Here is a 15563-nt window from a genome sequence, read left to right as displayed (position 1 = left end):
GATTCCGAACCCGTCATAGACGAGCACCTTCATGCGCGTCGAATGCCTGTTGGCGAACAGATAGGCGTGATGTGGCCGCGCTGCGCCGAACACCTTCACCACGCGCGCCAGAATCGTATCTGTGCCGGCGCGCATATCCAGCGGTTCGGTCGCCAGCCAGATCGCGTCGATGCGGATCACCGCAGCCACCCCTGCAACCACACCGCACAATCGCTGGCTGCAGATAACGGCCAACGTACCGTCACCGTTGCCGCACCCCGACGTACCTCGATCAGGATCTCTGTCGCGCCAGATGCAGCTCCGGACGCTTCCAGCTGCAACGGCACAAATTCTGCCGATGGCACGCTCATTGACTTGCGGGCGAGTTCGGCCGCATCCAGCTCCTCCTGCGCCGCCACCCAGCTTCGGAGCATGTTGGCATTCAAGCGATAGTGCAGTGCCACCGCCGCGATCGATACGTTGGGCTGCATCGCCGCCCGGATGACTTGCGCCTTGAACTCCTTGCTATGCCGCCGACGTCGTGTCGGTTGCACGACCTCCTGCGTCACCTCGATCTCGTCCATCATGTACATCTGTCCATTAAAAATTTAGATGGACACGATCCTCGCCTTCGAGCCTTCCGCAATCAAGATGACTTCACCGGGTGCTTACCGAACGCGGAGTTGTTGAGACTTGCAAGCGCAGTGGTGGACGGACGTGTTCGGCCAACAGTGAAGGAGATTCGCCGCTTCATGCACCCGTGTTCCCAGGAAAAGGCTCAGCGCATGCGACGCGAATTCCTTGCCCTGGCAGGTACGTAGATGCCGGTACGGCCCGCTGCCGCCGAACAGGCTGACGCTGACGGCCGCGGTCCGCGACTCGTTCATTCAATTGCCGGGCAGGGCGGTCACTCGCCGCGCGGAAGATCGGCGAAGTGGCACGTCGCACCGCCCGGTGCCATGTGGCAAAGTGCGTGAACAACAACAACGGAAACCCGGATGAATACCGTTTCGCTCGACGTGATCGGGGCAGGCTTGCCGCTACCGTTGCCTACCTGCCGCTCACGTTTGGCGCAATGAACGTGTTCACCGCGATCGCATTCGCGCTGTCAGTGGTGATCTCGTCCGCGTACTCTTACTGCCATGTCAATGCCGTACATGTCGTACCGGGAACGATGCTGCTTTGCGTTGCGGTCTGGCTTCCGCGTGCCCGTGGCCACAACCGGAGCGTGCCGGCGGCAATGATGTTTGCCCTGACATTCATCGCCGTGTTCCCCGTTGACATCTATGGCGCCTACACCTGTCATGCAGCAAACGGGTTCGCACGCATCGGCGGGGCACGCCTAGCCGACGCACTCGTGCGCACGCCCCTGGCACTGGCGGTGGTGCATACCTCTACTACTTCTGCGAACGCGACGAAACCGGTGCAGTTCCACTACTCGCCTTCCTGTGTCGCCAGTTCGCGCTCTCTCCCTGAGAGGTGGTCCAATCCGCTGGCGCAGCACTCCTGGTAAGACCAGGGAGCATCAAGAAAATCCCCCGGTCCGGGTCGCCTTCGCTGCCTGCGAAATCGGTAGTGCCGGCTCGCTGCGACGCATCGCGCATGGCATGATGAGATCGAAATCGCAACGCTCGCACGACATTGCCGCATCCCGTTACGGTCGCCGCTGGGCGATCGGCGTATTTATCGCCTGGCTGATCATCTTCGAGCTGGTAGTGGGCCGCCTTTACGGCTGGTCGACGCCCGCAACGGCACACGACACCCTCCGGTCCGCGGTCGTGCTTCTGATCGGCTGTGCCGCGTCGCTGGTCGTCGGCCGGCGCGCCGAGAAGCGATACCGGCGAGTCCGAAGCCCGGCCGCGTTCTGACCGGCACCTAACGGAGAGTCGAGTGTCCGGCCACGCACTTCAGAATGCGATTCTGTTCCTGTTCATCGTCCTGCTCGTCGCTCTGCTTTCGCCACGGCGCAAGCCGCGATATAGGCAGCAGCCGATCCTGACCGCTAACGAAGCGGAATTCTTCCGCCGGGTCGGACGGGCGCTACCCGACGTGTACATCTTCCCGCAGGTTGCCATGTCCGCACTGATCACGCCAAAGTCGAAGGGCAAGGCAGGCCTCACCGATTTCCGCCTGATCTCCCAGAAGCGCGTCGATTTCGCGGTCTACACTGCCGGGCTCGAACTGCTTGCGGTCGTCGAACTCGATGACAGAACCCACAACCGCGCGCGGGACGCAAAGCGCGATGCGTTTCTGGACACTGCGGGTATTCGCACCGTACGTCTCCAGTCGCGGAACAAGCCAGACGAGCGCGAGATTCGCGTCGCCCTGCTTTCGCCAAGGTGACGCGATGCCTGCAGCCTGGTCTGTGCATGCAGCAGGGCGGCGACGACCGTACGCATCCGGGGTATGTACACACGCGGATTTACATTGCGCGCTGGCTGCGCTATAGTACATCCATAGTACACACATTGGGGCCGCAATGCACACCACCCGCGTATTCAGGAACGGCAACAGCCAAGCCGTCCGCATTCCCGCCGATCTGGCCTACGAGCGCAGTGACGTCGAACTCGAAATTGAGCGCATCGGAGACGAAATCCGTATTCGCCCTGCGCGCCGTCCGCTCGGCGGCGTGCTGAAGAAGTTTGCGAAATTCGGGCCGGATTTCATGGCCGAAGGTCGCGGCGAGCAGGATCAGGCCGAGCGCGAGGGTCTGTGATGCCGCGCTTCATGCTCGATACCAACATGTGCATCTATCTGATGAAAAACCAGCCGGAGCAGGTCGCGCAGCGCTTCGCCCAATGCTATGTCGGGGATGTGGTCATGTCCGCTGTGACCTACGCGGAGCTCGAATACGGCGTGAGCGTGTGCGCGAACAAGGCACGCGAGCGCCGCAACCTCGCGGCCCTGATCGACGACATTCCAGTCGCGCCGTTCGACGTGGCCGCCGCGCAGGCATACGGTCCGGTGCGTGAGGCGACGCGGGATCGCAAGAAAGACGCCCTCGACAAGCTCATCGCCGCGCATGCGATTTCCCTGGACGTCGTGCTCGTCACAAACAACGAGCGTGACTTCGCGGCGTATCCCGGCATCAAGCTCGAAAACTGGCTGAACGACTAGGACGAACGATGTCTCCTCAAGAAGCCCTCCCGATCATCCGCACCCTCGTTGACGGCATCGATCCGCTTACGGGCGAGGTCCTGTCCGGGCAGAGTCCATTCAACCAGCCGGACGTCATCCGTGCGCTGTTTGTGGCCGCGCAGGCACTCAGAGAGCTGACGGGCAAGCCGGCGCCGCGCGAGAAGAGGGCGGAGAAAGCAGGCACATCCAGGCCCCCGGAAGAGGATCACAGACTGCTCGAGAGTTTCGACGCCGGAGCCGACGTCAAAGAGCTGGCCGCCGCGCACGGTCGCACCACCGGGGCGATCAAGTCGCGTCTGGTCAAGCATGGGCGTATTGAACGATAAAGCGAAGCTAGGCCGCGACTGGAAGAAGAGCAGGCTCTGGTCGTCTTGCGCGTTCGTCACGCGGCAGGCTCGCATAGCGCGGTACGTAGGTAGGAACATGGCAAGTGATGGACAAAGCGCGAATACCTGACCCAATTTGTTACGGCGATTCCGACGTCGAGCCGTTCGATACGTATTTCGAACGCTGGCCTGCCGAATACAGACATGTGCCCTCTAGCGTCGTTGAATACGTTTGTTTTGTCTTCAACTTGTACCTCTGACTCTTCTTGATAAGAAAGTTCAGAGGCGACAACTATGACGCCGGGGGTCCTGGCACTTGATGCCGTGCGACCTCAGTCGCCGCAGGATAGGGAAGTCCCTCGCATTTGAAAAAGTCACTGTCCGTTCTTCGCGCTAGGTATTCAGGGGGCTTCTCGCCACTTGACCGATGTGCGCGAGCGGTTTGTGGGCATGACTCTCGCCGGCCAGCTCGGCGCCGTGCGCACGGATCGCGGCAATCAGCTCGGCCGGCGTGATCTCATAGCGCACCTCGCGCTGAGTCCCGGGTTTGCGCTGGTCGACGTCGATCAGGACCAGGCTTTTGCCGTCGGGCGCAACTTCGAGTCGCCCCGTGCGCCGCATGCTCGCGGTCAGCGCGTCGCTGTCAGTCAGCAGATGGACGGCGCCGTGCGCGCCATTGTGGGGGGCATCGGACCAGGCTCCTGAAAAGACTTACCGGCGATACCTGTAAAAGCTCACCGTCCGAATCGGACGGCGCGTTCAGTCGAGGTCAAACAATGCCCGGTCTACCGGCCGTGTGAGAGCCTCATCCATCATTTGCCGAAAGTCGGCTTCGTCCATTTCTCCGCGCGCAACTCGCCGCAAGACGGCCTCACCCACGAGCGTGAGCTTTCGTGCCTGGTCGGCTTTGCTCTCCTTATATGCCTTGCGGCGCGCCTTGTCGGAAGCTTTTCGTGCCTCTTTCAGGGCGTTCAGCTTTTGCTCCGTCGCCGCTAGACGGTCTTTCAGCAATGTCATCAGTTCCTCCTTACACGTCCAACCATTCTAATCGCCACCATCCGCCTCCAATTGACCCGAGACGCGTACCAGGACTACGTCTATAGGGTACGCGGGAGCGCTGGAACAGCCCTCCTTACGTTTCGGACAATATTCCCGGACCTGAACCAGTTGTCATCCGCGTAGTGTTCGATAAAACGTTCGTATAGCCGAACGTCTGCGCTGGAGCCGTTCTTTGCCCGGGCGTCCCGACCGGCGGGCCGTCGCCTGTGCAGAATACGCGTTGCACAAAACAGCGTTCGATTTATTCCCGCGCGTTGACTATAGTGTACGAGAACCTTGGCGGCGGAAAAAGATGGACATCGGTTATGTCCATGTTAGCACACGTGAACAGAACGTCGCGCTGCAGGTCGATGCGCTCAAGGCTGCCGGATGTGCCAAGGTGCTTACCGAAGTCTCCAGCGGGGCGTCAACCGAGCGGCCGGTTCTGACACACCTGCTTGCTGATGTCCGTGCTGGCGATGTGATCGTCATCTGGACCGGCTGGGGCGCTCGCTACGGCATCTGATCGACGTCCGTCAGTATCCTGTTGCAGCACGAGGTCGGTCTGCGAAGTTTGAACGACCCGGTTGATACGACTACCGCACAGGGGCGCCTCGTGTTCAACCTGTTCGCGGAATTCGAACGGGATGTGATTCGGGAGCGAACGCAGGCCGGCCTGTCAGCAGCTAGAGCCCGTGGAAGCAACGCGCGGCGCAACGCCGGCAGCGGCTACGTGTTCGCTACAGCAGTCGCGTGCTCGCCGTCATCGAGCGCATGATGGTCAAGCAACCGCCGACGATCGTGCCGTCGAGTTTGCTTGGCAAGGCGCTCCACTACATGCGTGGTCAGTGGCCCAAGCTGGTCCGTTACGTCGAGAACGGAAACTGGCCCATATCGAACAACTGGTTTCATGCCGCTAGCGGCACAAAGCAGAGGATTTTTTGGTTAGCGATCGGTAACTAAAAAACCATTTGTGGTAAGCCGCTCCGCAGAGCGGTGACCGCTATGGGCGCTGAATGACCACCGCGGTTATTTCTGATGTCCAAGACGTGCAACCGCGACCGGATTTCCAGCGATCGGTGGAAACCTTGCTGACGAGAGATGAAGGAGAGGAAGCCTTAGAGACCGTTTCCAAAAGACTGCTCGGCACGTCTGAAGATGTTCCAGCAGACGAGCGAGCAACCAAGTTTAAGGAATGCCTCGTGAATGTCGGCTCGACGCTCAAAGCGAATGCGAAGACGACGAAAATTGTGCAGCCATGCGTGAGTCCGCTCGACCACCCAGCGGAATTTGCCGAGTCCGCTACCGTGTTCCGTACGGCGCCTGGCGATCACCGGTTCGATACCGCGCGCACGAAGCCGCTCACGATGCGGCTCGGAGTCGTAGCCGCGATCTGCGTAGATGACCTTGGGCTTGCGAAGCGGTCGGCCGCGTACGCCGCGAATGGGCGGGATCGCGTCAATGAGCGGCAGCAACTGGGTAACGTCGTTACGATTCGCGCCAGTCAGGATTGCACTGATGGGCACGCCGTTGGCGTCGACGAGGATGTGATGCTTCGAACCTGGTCGCGAGCGATCGGTGGGGTTCGGGCCAGTTTTTCGCCCGCCCCAACGGCTCGCACCGAGGATGAATCGACCGCTGCCCGTGAGAAATCGAGTTCGCCGGCCTCGCGTAACTTGGCGAGCAGCAACTCGTGCAACGCGCTCCACACGCCGGCCTTTTGCCAGTCGCGCAAACGCCTCCAGCAGGTCGGCCCCGATCCGAATCCCAGCTTGGTTGAAAGGTCGCACCAGCGTATTCCGGTCTTGAATACGAACAGGATGCCGTTCAGCGCAGCCCGGTCTGAAATCGGAAGCCGCCCCGGGTATTTCTTGCGACGCGGCTTCGGCGGCGGTAGCAAAGGTTCGATCAATGCCCACAGTTCGTCATCAATGATCGGTGCGCCCATCCCCTTGGTTCCAGTTGTTCAGACGACCAAGGTTAACAGCTTGCCGAAAAGGTTAACAGCCCCCTTGGGGTCTTTTTGAAATGGTCTCTTAACAAAATGAACGAAGGGGCTGTTAACCATCGATGAATGCTGTTAAGGAAGCTCTGCAGAAGTCGTTTTCGTAGCGGCGATTTTCCACACGCATCGCAGTCTGAACGGCGACGACATTCCTTGTGCGGAGATCGCCCGGTACAGTCACCAGTCGGAGGCTGTACCGGTGAAACATATGCCCGCACCGGCTCCATCTTAAGCGTTTCGCAAAGCTCTGCGCGCCATCCACAAATTGCTCAAAGCGAACAACGTGGTGATCTGGGCAGTGTTTTTCATCAAACCGCGATAGCGGGTCTTCGCATAGCCGAACTGCCGCTTGATGACGCGAAACGGGTGCTCAACCTTGGCACGGATACCGGCCTTGAGCCGCTCGATCTGATCGTATATCGCGTCCAGGGGATTACTCAGGTCCAGTCAAGGGCCGCGTGGAGCGCGCCAACCTGACGCTGCAGGACCGGCTCGTGAAGGAACTCAGGCTGCGTGGCATCAGCACGTGCGAGGCGGCCAATGCCTGGGCGCCCTCCTTCATTGCCGACTTCAACCGGCGCTTCGGCAAGCCACCGAGGAGCGATCACAACGCGCACCGGCCACTGCACGCCGATGAGGATCTGCGGCAGATACTGGCCTGGCGCGTGCCGCGGCGCGTGACGAAGTCGCTCACGGTGCAGTACGACCTATAAGGACTTTCCCTTTTTGCAAGCTCGGGGTTCATCGATCCATTCGTTTGACTCCGATGCGATCGGGCAGACATTCGGCATTCAGCGGCGAGACAGACTGCATACCTATAAACGGCCTTGTTGAGCACTGTCATTGCGGTGCCCGGGCCTGGATAGTAACCGCGCAGCAGGACTCCATCCGGGTAACGGCGAGTACATGCTATGTACCGCCTTGTCGTACTTCGAGTTCGCCCGCTGCCGGTCTGACCTGTCGCTATCCTTGCCTGTTGAATCCTTGGGTGCGGAGTCCTCATTATTTGTACAGCTGTCTGGGTAATCACTCACCTATCGTGAGTATGTGGTCGTGTCCACAGCGCCCCGAGGGGCCGGGCGCGTCGGCACATACGACGGATCGAAGCGCTCGCCCTTGGCCAGAATCGCCCACAGGATCCGCGCGTGCTTGTTGGCGACGGCCACCAGTGTCCGATACCAGCCCACGCGTGCCTGGAGCTGAACGATCCAGCGCGAGAGCCGGTCGGTTCGTCGATGAGCGGTCGTTACGGCCGAGCGTGCGCCTTGAAACAGCAGCGTGCGCAGATACGTGTTGCCCTGTTTGGTGATGCGGCCCAGGCGGGTCTTGCCGCCGCTGCTCGCCTGCTTGGGCACCGAGCCAAGCCAGGCGGAAAATTGGCGACCATTCTTGAACACGCTCGCGTCGCCAACGGTGGCCACTGCGGCCGACGCGGTGAGCGGCCCGATGCCGATGACCGCCATGGCGCGCTGCTGTCGTGCTTCACGTGCGTGGCGACCTGCGCGTCACTCCAGGCGATTTGCTGGTCGAGGGCCTGCAGGTGCTCCCAGCCTCGCGCCAACGCAGTGCGCGCGACACCGTTCAGTTCAGTGGCCCCATCCTCCAGTGCCTCGACGAAGCGGGCACGAAATGCATTGATGCCTTGCGGCAAGAACATGCCGAACTCGACCAGTTCACCGCGCAGCCGGTTGACCAGCGCGGTACGCTCCTCGACGAAACCGTTGCGCATCCGGTGCAGCAACAGCACGTTTTGCTGGTCTGCCGTTTTGATGGCCACGAAGCGCATATGCGGCCGCCCCGCGGCCTCGCAGATGGCCTCGGCAGCCAGCCTGTCGTTCTTCACGTGCTTGCCGCCCTTGCGGTATGGCGCGGCGAACTGCGGCGCAATCAGGCGAACCTCGTGACCAAGCTCGCGCAGCTTGCGCCCCCAGTAGTGGGCTGCGCTGCACGCTTCCATTGCGACCAGACACGGCTCGATGTTGGCAAACCATTCGAGAAACTTCTGCCGTGAGATGGCCTTCTTGACCACCACGCGTTCCATGCTGTCCACGCCGTGCACCTGGATCAGGTTCTTGGCCAGATCCACGCCGATACGAGTAATCTTGTCCATGACTTTCCCCTTCTCAGATGGGTTGTCCAGCACCAACCATCCTGGCATATCGCTATGCCACGAGATCGGGAAAGTCCTTACTAATTCGGGTGATGTACCTGCTCGAGGACACGCCGGAGAACCGCAAACTGATCGACCGGTATATCGAGGTGTGGGAGTATCCGGACGGGCGCATTGAACTGCGAGCGCACGGACGTATGCTGCCGTGCAGGCAGTATGACCGGCTGGCCGAGATCGATCAGGGCGCGGTCATCGAGCACAAACGCCTGAGTCACGTGTTGCAGGTCGCGCAGGCACTGCAGGCACAACGCGATAACAGCCGGATCGGCAAGGCGCCCTCGCGGACCCACCGCGGCGACTCGACCCGAACCAGGCGCAACGAACACGAACCGGGCAAGAAGAAACAACGCGAGTTCACGCAGGCGGATGTCGAGCAGGCGATCACGGATCTTGCCCAGCGTAGACAGGTGCAGCAATCGCCCCAAAAACCTGGCCGCCGGTCTGCAGGCAGCAGTGGAACTGACGCAGACACCCTTCCCGCTCAGGATCCGTCCTTCGATACCGTACAGGCTTCAGACGCATGAAAGACGAATCCTGAACCTGCTAAACCCGGACATTTGATCTTGGCCGGGAAGCGGACATCTGAAAATGGCTTTGACATGTTTTGATTCGTATTCCTATATTTTCCATATCGGTGCGATGCCAGTTACGAGGCTTCGGGCATATCACCCTGTAGCGCCACCGCATGCAAACCCCCATGCGACACGACGTCATCGAACGCATCGGTCATGGATGGCGTGTCACCTTGCTGGTCACATGGCGCCAGACGCCTGGCATCAGTTGGGCGCGGCTCGCCGTGTCTGTCAAAATATCGGCACCCGTTCGCCTTTCCCATGCACACGATCGCGTTGGTCTGGCTACCTGTCGCCGCCAACGGCGACGAACATTGGCCGAAGAGGGCAGACGGAATCCATCCTCGCGGCGATCGCAGGAAAAACCGTTACAGCAGACACGACATGGCACACGCGCGTTGCGAACAATGCGGCAACCAGACGCCACCCTGGGACACCATCCACTGCAGCTCTGGCGATGGCCGCTTCGAATTGCTTTGCACTCCGTGCTTCAATGCCAGAATTGCCGAGTCCACCGGATTCATTGAATTCGAGAACGTCCAGCTTGACCCGATCCAGCTGATTGACTGCGCTGGGGAGGCCCACCGGTTTCATTTCCAGCTCCGGCTCCTGGGCGACCGGATTGCTCTGGATGGCTTCGAGCTTCGAGAAGAGCTCCCTGTCGGGTACCGGTTCCAGCTGATCGGCGAAGCCGACGAAGATGTATTTGTGCTGCTCGGGCGTCTCGTCGAGAAGATTCGTCGCGCGCTGTCGGTCAGGCACATCGATTCTCACGAGCGCCGGATTATTGACAGCACGGTGCGCGGACGTATTGAATGGGACGAATCCCAGCCGGGCCACCTGCCCCTCGTGGTTGTCGACGGCAAGGAGGTCTCATGGGACGATCTTGGGCGAATGCTCATGAGCATGGAAGGATGGCAGTTCCGGCTCGAGATCGTTGACCCGAGCGACGAGCTTTGAGTCGCGTTGCCGACGCAGGACGCGGTAAACGACTGGCCATCCCTGGCCCGGAGCCGGTTTGCGAACCGGCGCTTCGAACGGTAATAACCCAGGCGGAGGAGAGCCATGGTCGCAGTCGGGCACGACGATCTTTCGATGGCGTTCGACGAGGAGATACCTGACGACCTCGAAACCTCTGACCGCTACCTTGCAATACCGCACAAGAGCGAGCTTGATCTCGGAAGCCGTCTCGCCTTGCGCTTTGTCGCACAGACGTTGCCTGCATGTTACGACCAGGTCGAGGGTTTTTTCCGGAAGCGAGGGGCTTATGCGCGTTTCAAGGAATTACTGGAACGTGAAGGCGTTCTCGAGCGCTGGTATTCGTTTGAAACCGATGCTGTCGAAAGCGCGCTGGGGCAATGGTGTGCCGAGAACGGGCTGGAGCTTGTTGAGACGTGACGGGCGCTGTGGGATTTCGCCACGCCAGATGTGCTGAATCCGGTGGTCTAACGAGAAAGTGCCCCGATGAGGCGCCCGGCGTGGGGTCGCCCGATCGGCTGCCGGTCATGCGAAAATCAGCGACCCGACATCGTCTGGAGCAACCGCACATGAGGTCCGGTATCGCGTGAAGAGGAGCTTTAGTCCAACAGGAGAGCAGCAGGCCGTGATCGAGGCGGCGCGTGGCGCCGGGAACCTGAAGGTCAAGGCCTTCGCTGGCGCGGGCAAGACTTCCACACTCCAGCTCGTGGCCGAACACTTCGGCCAGCGGCGCGGCATGTATCTCGCGTTCAACCGGGAAATCGCGGCGAGTGCAGCCCGCCGGTTCCCGCCTCACGTCGGCTCGCGGACGATGCATTCGCTGGCGTGGGCCTCTGTCAGCCCGATGCTCAGAAGCCGGGTGAGCCTTCAGGGCGAGCCGCCACATGAACTGGCCGCACGCTACGGGCTTGGCCCGCTGGAAGTGCGCACGGTGGCGGGCAAGGCCGTCGAGATCGCGCCGTTCGAGATCGGGCGGATGATTGCCGATGGGCGTGACAGGTTCTGCCGGTCCGCGGATGCCCAGCCGGCAGCGCATCACATTGTTGTCGATGAAAAGATCGACGAAGCGGTGGCCGCGCAACTGCGCACCTACCTGCTGCCGTACGTCGGGCGGCTGTGGGAAGAGGGTGCAGCTGACCACGCGGGGAGTTCCATTTCGCCTGACGTACTCCTGAAGCTCTGGGCGTTCTCGCAGCCTCGCATCGAAGCCGACAACATCCTCTTCGATGAGGCGCAGGACAGCGATGGTGTCATGCTGTCGGTCCTTGGCCGGCAGCGCCACGCGCAGATCATCTATGTGGGCGATCCTTACCAGCAAATCTACGAGTGGCGCGGCGCGGTTAATGCGATGGCGCAGATCGACGCGCCCGAATGCGCGCTCACGGAATCGTTCCGCTTTGGTGCGACGTTCGCGGCGCTTGCCAGCCGCCTGCTCGCACTGCTCGGTGAGCGCACGCCCGTCCGGGGGCAGGAAGCCATTGGCTCGATCATGGTGGAGGATCCCGCGCTCGCGCCGCCGGTCGACGCGATCCTGTGCCGGAAGAACGTCACGGCGATCTGGCAGTTCGCCGCCGGACTCGAGGCGGGGCACCGTCCGGCGATCCGGATGAGTCCCGCCGAGATTCTCGCTTACGCTGACGGCGCTGACCGCTTGCTGGCCGGCCAGCGCGCGTTCCGTCCGGCGGCGTTTTCGCTGTTCGAGACATGGAGCGACGCACAGGCGTTTGCGCGTAGTGCATTTGGTCAGGACCTGCTGCCGGTTGTGCGCATCGTCGACGAGCTGGGGACCGGCTATCTGCGGACACTGGCGCAGCGTTCGGCGGCGGAGGGCGCCGCCGACTATGTGATCTCGACCGTCCACCGTGCCAAGGGTCTCGAGTGGAAGCGGGTCAAGATTGCCAACGATTTCCGCCTGCGCGGGGCCGACGGCAGTCCGATGCCGAACGACGATGAGCTTCGTCTGCTCTACGTGGCCGTGACCCGCGCGCAGCATGTCCTGGATATCTCGGAATTGCGAGACGAACTGCTGCGGCTTCTCAGTCTCCGGCGCCAAGACCGGTCAGCATAATAAGTCATCAAATGGGAGAAGCTTGATTCCCGTATGAGAGTAATCTAGAATGGGCGTCATGAAATTCCCATCTGGGAGGCCCGCATCATGGCCCTGAATCAACCGTCCGGCCGTCATTCGGCCGCGCGTCCCGGCGCAGCACGTGCCGGCAAGGCCCTGGCCGGCCATGGCAGACCCGGCGCCCACGCTGACGATATCGAAACGTTCCTCATCAGGTTCGACCCGCTCGAGCAACGCCGGCAGATCCGGGAAGGCATGGAAGCGGCGATCATCGAGCGCGTGGCGAAGGACCTGCTGCACGTGCCGGTGCAGACGCTGCTCGCGAGTCTCAATCTGCCGAGTTCGACGATCCTGCGCAAGATGGCGCGCGCGGAGCGCCTGTCGCCAGCCGAGTCGGATCGCGTTGCGCGTGTGCTCTATGTGCGTCAGCTTGCTGTCGAGGTGTTTGAGGACCCGGCGCTGGCCGCCGAGTGGATGCAGCGATCGAATGCGGAACTGGGTGGACTCAGCCCACTCGAGGTGCTCGACTCGCAACCGGGCTACGACCGCGTGCGTGAGATCCTGCTGCGCGTCATTCACGGCGTGTCTGCATGAGGCTTTACCGCCTGGCGAAAGAACGGCGCGGGTATTACCGTGCCGATGACCTGAGCGGCAATGGTGCGGCGATCGCCGGCGGCCGCTGGAACCCGCGTGGCATGCGGGTGCTTTACACCTGTTGCCACGCTTCGACGGCGCTGCTTGAGGCGCTGGTGCACATGGCGGGCTTGCTGCCGGCCGGTGGCTATTTCCTTGTGACGCTGGAGGTGCCGGACGCTGTCTACGATGCCGCTCTTGTCCCGGATCTCCCAGAGGGTTGGGCAGACCTGACGAGCGATCCTGCAGCCACAAGGGCGCTTGGCCGGCAATGGCTTGAAGCGAGCGAGCAACTGGCGATGCGGGTCCCGTCGGTCGTTTGTCCTACCGACTTCAATCTGCTGCTGAACCCGATGCATCCGGAAATGGCAAGCGTAAAGGTGATCAACACGGAACCCTTTGTGCTGGATCCGCGGCTGTTTGGCCAGCCGACGCGATGAGGCCGATGTCGATTGCAGGCGGATGAACTATGCCCCGCGATCAAATATCAGGGTTCGCGATGTGCGTGCCGGCGGCCAAGGTGCTCTCCAGACATCCAGCATAAAAAGCGCGATCGTTCGATGTCAAAGCCATTTTCAGATGTCGGGGTTGAGGTTGGTTCTGGGTGTGGTTGTTTGGCAGTCCTTGATATCTATCTGGGGGGGTTAGCACCGAGCCTCCCGGGTTGCGGTGAGTCCCCATTACCGCGCATTCAAGTCCTCGAGCGTCACTTCGCGCTGCTTCCGTGCGCCAGGCAATGGTTCCGGTTTGCGTACCGCAGCGCCGCGATTGGTGCGGGATGGCGAGCCTGATACGCGACGGTTATCCACCGCCTGGCGGCGGGCCCCTCACGTGGTCAGAACGCCGGCAGGCGGTGGATAACTCGCGTGCGTCAACAAGTGGTTATCGGCTTTCTTTCCCTCCTGCTCAACACGTCAATAGTCTTTGGTTCGGAGCGCTCGATGTCGGGCGTATGCCCGATCTAACTTCTATCCGTGCCGGCACCACGGCCGGTCACCCTATACCGCATGCGCTAACGCGGGCAGCGCTCCGTTCGGACGCGCCCCATCTGAAGGACGATTGCCCGTCGGGCAATCCCGCTATTTCACGGGCGCGCATACCTTGAGACTCGTACCGTCTGCCGACACAGATGGTTCAGGTCGCACCTGCACTCCGGTGTGCCTTGAGGGTTGCTCCAGCCGGAATCTCTCCATGTTCCGCGTAACGCCATAAAGCGATCGCGAGACGACGAGCTAGTGCAACAATGCCGATACGTCGGCCACGCTTTCCTGCGCCAGCAAATCGTTTATGGAACCATTGGCTCAGTTGGCTTGCGGGCTGGTGGCGTAGCCAGCACCATGCGAGTTCGACCATGAGCCAGCGAGCGCGCCTGTTGCCGGCCTTGCTGATGCCTTGTTCTGTTTCGCTTGTCCCGCTGCTGTACGGCGTGGGCGCAAGGCCTAGGCAGGCTGCAAGCTCTCGACGGTTGCGAAACTTGCGCCAACCAAACAACTCCTTAAGCAGAGTCCATGCACTTCCGGTACCGACACCGGTCAGGCGCGCTAGAGCCGCAATTGAGGGTTGCGCGCCGCTACGGACTTGCTGCTCCTGAAATCCCTCAAGCGTCTTGATTTGGTGGATCACAAGTGAGAGTCGCTCAAATTCACGCTCGATTTCGGCACGCAGGGCGGGGAGCAACTGCTGAGCATGCTCGGCCCACCAGCGGGCCCAGTTACGACCGCCTACGCGCTCTACGCGCAGGTTGTGCAGTACCAGGAGCGATCGGATCCGGTTGATGTGAGCGGTGCGCTCGTGTCGCAGACGCTCGAGTTCACGATGCACGCGTCGTTCATCTTCCTGCTGTGCGCTTGGGACTCGCGCGACTGCCCAGACCCGACGTTCGCCAGCGTAGTAGCGCATCAGCATCGAAAGCAGCTTGTCGGCGTCTAGGCGGTCGGTCTTCGCACGTCGTGAGCGTCGGTTCACCTCAATACTTGCCGAGTCGACGACGAGATTGACAATCCCTTGTACGCTTAGCCAACGGTGCAACCAGAAACCGTCGCGGCCCGCCTCATAGCAGCTCAGCACCAAGGTGTCAGGGCGCAGATGACAGCGAGCTTTGGCGTTCGCGATAGCGGTCAGGACGGAAGCGGTGTCGCCGGCCGCTACCGTGCAACGGCTGGGGGCACGTACGCCATCACCGAGTGACAGCTTCCAGTTCTTTTCGCTCAATTCAAAGGCGACAAACAGCCTGCAGGTGATCGCGGTGTCCTGTGCTTGCAGGGTTCTCTCGGGTGCGTCCATTTGCGTGCTCCTTCCGGGAAACGGTCCAGATAAACCGTTTTACTCCTGGGGGCTTACGCGGGCTGTCCCTCATAGACAGTATGACTTTCGCTGCGCACGAGGCTGACCGCCGCGCGGAGGTGAAACGCGGGTTAGCACGAATGCCAGAGCCGCAAGAGTATGGTCTAAGCCAATACTCAACAACCTGTTTCCGGCACGGAGGTCAGCGTGAATAACGATAGCACGGTGTTTGTCGGCCTGGATGTTCACGTGCGACCTGAAAGTCGCTTGAGTTTCTGTTTCACTGGAGAAGGTATGACCTGATGAAACCGGTTGTTCCATCAACCGTTCCCTACCCGGACATGCCGAGCCGGTAACAGCTCGGTGTGAAGCT

17 protein-coding genes and 7 pseudogenes are annotated in these 15563 nt (G+C 61.2%); 15 read left to right on the top strand and 9 right to left on the bottom strand.

Features of this window, described 5'->3' with window-relative positions; genetic code table 11:
• Both tnpB and AB4Y42_RS42400 read right to left on the bottom strand, forming a co-directional pair.
• Positions 1-180 (bottom strand): IS66 family insertion sequence element accessory protein TnpB (gene tnpB, locus AB4Y42_RS42405; protein WP_368697668.1); only part of this gene is annotated, 180 nt, incomplete at its 3' end.
• Positions 177-566: a transposase gene (locus AB4Y42_RS42400; RefSeq protein ID WP_368697667.1), complete on the bottom strand. Its 390-nt coding sequence runs from the start codon at positions 564-566 to the stop codon at positions 177-179. The genes AB4Y42_RS42400 and tnpB, both read right to left, overlap by 4 nt.
• A 386-nt stretch (positions 567-952) precedes the next feature.
• Here AB4Y42_RS42400 and AB4Y42_RS42395 point away from each other — a divergent pair, with 386 nt between their 5' ends.
• From AB4Y42_RS42395 to AB4Y42_RS42370, 6 genes are all read left to right on the top strand, one after another.
• On the top strand, positions 953-1492 hold the full coding sequence (locus AB4Y42_RS42395; protein ID WP_368697666.1) for a hypothetical protein: 540 nt from the start codon (positions 953-955) through the stop codon (positions 1490-1492).
• A gap of 94 nt (positions 1493-1586) precedes the next feature.
• Complete coding sequence (locus AB4Y42_RS42390; protein WP_368697665.1) at positions 1587-1847, top strand: hypothetical protein; 261 nt, start codon at positions 1587-1589, stop codon at positions 1845-1847.
• 22 nt (positions 1848-1869) lie between these two features.
• The gene (locus tag AB4Y42_RS42385; protein ID WP_368697664.1) at positions 1870-2322 is read left to right on the top strand and encodes a DUF2726 domain-containing protein; all 453 of its coding nucleotides are present in this window, start codon (positions 1870-1872) and stop codon (positions 2320-2322) included.
• Between the two features lie 136 nt (positions 2323-2458).
• Positions 2459-2695 (top strand): type II toxin-antitoxin system VapB family antitoxin, encoded by a 237-nt coding sequence (gene vapB, locus AB4Y42_RS42380; RefSeq protein WP_368697663.1) that lies wholly within the window; start codon positions 2459-2461, stop codon positions 2693-2695.
• Positions 2695-3096, top strand: coding sequence for a type II toxin-antitoxin system VapC family toxin (locus AB4Y42_RS42375; RefSeq protein ID WP_368697662.1), 402 nt, complete (start codon positions 2695-2697; stop codon positions 3094-3096). Before vapB ends, AB4Y42_RS42375 begins: the two co-directional genes overlap by 1 nt.
• A gap of 8 nt (positions 3097-3104) precedes the next feature.
• Positions 3105-3443, top strand: coding sequence for a hypothetical protein (locus AB4Y42_RS42370; RefSeq protein ID WP_368697661.1), 339 nt, complete (start codon positions 3105-3107; stop codon positions 3441-3443).
• A gap of 393 nt (positions 3444-3836) precedes the next feature.
• Here the strand turns inward: AB4Y42_RS42370 and AB4Y42_RS42365 are convergent, their stop codons facing one another.
• Positions 3837-4076 (bottom strand): hypothetical protein, encoded by a 240-nt coding sequence (locus tag AB4Y42_RS42365; protein ID WP_368697669.1) that lies wholly within the window; start codon positions 4074-4076, stop codon positions 3837-3839.
• A 126-nt stretch (positions 4077-4202) separates the two neighbouring features.
• Positions 4203-4460, bottom strand: a complete 258-nt coding sequence (locus tag AB4Y42_RS42360; protein ID WP_368697660.1) for a hypothetical protein — start codon at positions 4458-4460, stop codon at positions 4203-4205.
• Positions 4461-4794: 334 nt separating this feature from the next.
• Between AB4Y42_RS42360 and AB4Y42_RS42355 the strand changes: the two are divergent.
• Together AB4Y42_RS42355 and AB4Y42_RS42350 are read left to right on the top strand one after the other, a co-directional pair.
• Positions 4795-5259, top strand: a pseudogene (locus AB4Y42_RS42355) (recombinase family protein).
• Positions 5196-5384: pseudogene (locus tag AB4Y42_RS42350) on the top strand (transposase); the annotation flags it as partial. The pseudogenes AB4Y42_RS42355 and AB4Y42_RS42350, both read left to right, overlap by 64 nt.
• 215 nt (positions 5385-5599) lie before the next feature.
• Here AB4Y42_RS42350 and AB4Y42_RS42345 read toward each other — a convergent pair.
• From AB4Y42_RS42345 to AB4Y42_RS42335, 3 genes and pseudogenes are all read right to left on the bottom strand, one after another.
• Positions 5600-6190: an IS5 family transposase gene (locus AB4Y42_RS42345; RefSeq protein WP_368697360.1), complete on the bottom strand. Its 591-nt coding sequence runs from the start codon at positions 6188-6190 to the stop codon at positions 5600-5602.
• 44 nt (positions 6191-6234) lie between these two features.
• Positions 6235-6429: pseudogene (locus AB4Y42_RS42340) on the bottom strand (transposase); the annotation flags it as partial.
• Positions 6430-6714: 285 nt separating this feature from the next.
• A pseudogene (locus AB4Y42_RS42335) lies at positions 6715-6897 on the bottom strand (transposase); the annotation flags it as partial.
• Positions 6898-6935: 38 nt separating this feature from the next.
• On the opposite strand from AB4Y42_RS42335, the pseudogene AB4Y42_RS42330 reads away from it, so the two are divergent.
• Positions 6936-7193: pseudogene (locus tag AB4Y42_RS42330) on the top strand (transposase); the annotation flags it as partial.
• 327 nt (positions 7194-7520) lie between these two features.
• On the opposite strand, the pseudogene AB4Y42_RS42325 reads toward AB4Y42_RS42330, so the two are convergent.
• Positions 7521-8596 (bottom strand): annotated as a pseudogene (locus tag AB4Y42_RS42325) (IS110 family transposase).
• 71 nt (positions 8597-8667) lie between these two features.
• Here AB4Y42_RS42325 and AB4Y42_RS42320 point away from each other — a divergent pair.
• The 6 genes and pseudogenes from AB4Y42_RS42320 to AB4Y42_RS42295 all read left to right on the top strand — a co-directional run.
• Positions 8668-9180, top strand: a pseudogene (locus AB4Y42_RS42320) (ISNCY family transposase); the annotation flags it as partial.
• Positions 9181-9489: 309 nt separating this feature from the next.
• Positions 9490-10188, top strand: coding sequence for a hypothetical protein (locus AB4Y42_RS42315; RefSeq protein ID WP_368697659.1), 699 nt, complete (start codon positions 9490-9492; stop codon positions 10186-10188).
• A gap of 105 nt (positions 10189-10293) precedes the next feature.
• Positions 10294-10626, top strand: coding sequence for a hypothetical protein (locus AB4Y42_RS42310; RefSeq protein ID WP_368697658.1), 333 nt, complete (start codon positions 10294-10296; stop codon positions 10624-10626).
• 166 nt (positions 10627-10792) lie between these two features.
• Complete coding sequence (locus tag AB4Y42_RS42305) at positions 10793-12274, top strand: UvrD-helicase domain-containing protein (RefSeq protein WP_368697657.1); 1482 nt, start codon at positions 10793-10795, stop codon at positions 12272-12274.
• Between the two features lie 87 nt (positions 12275-12361).
• Positions 12362-12868 (top strand): antitoxin Xre/MbcA/ParS toxin-binding domain-containing protein, encoded by a 507-nt coding sequence (locus AB4Y42_RS42300; protein ID WP_368697656.1) that lies wholly within the window; start codon positions 12362-12364, stop codon positions 12866-12868.
• Positions 12865-13347: an RES family NAD+ phosphorylase gene (locus AB4Y42_RS42295; protein ID WP_368697655.1), complete on the top strand. Its 483-nt coding sequence runs from the start codon at positions 12865-12867 to the stop codon at positions 13345-13347. Before AB4Y42_RS42300 ends, AB4Y42_RS42295 begins: the two co-directional genes overlap by 4 nt.
• A 694-nt stretch (positions 13348-14041) precedes the next feature.
• Here AB4Y42_RS42295 and AB4Y42_RS42290 read toward each other — a convergent pair.
• Positions 14042-15190, bottom strand: a complete 1149-nt coding sequence (locus AB4Y42_RS42290; protein ID WP_368697654.1) for an IS110 family transposase — start codon at positions 15188-15190, stop codon at positions 14042-14044.
• Positions 15191-15563 lie beyond the last annotated feature (373 nt).

Source organism: Paraburkholderia sp. EG286B (assembly GCF_040965655.1).
Lineage (GTDB): Bacteria > Pseudomonadota > Gammaproteobacteria > Burkholderiales > Burkholderiaceae > Paraburkholderia.
The sequence above is the reverse complement of the archived record's forward strand: the minus strand, read 5'-3'. Positions and strand labels throughout refer to the sequence as shown.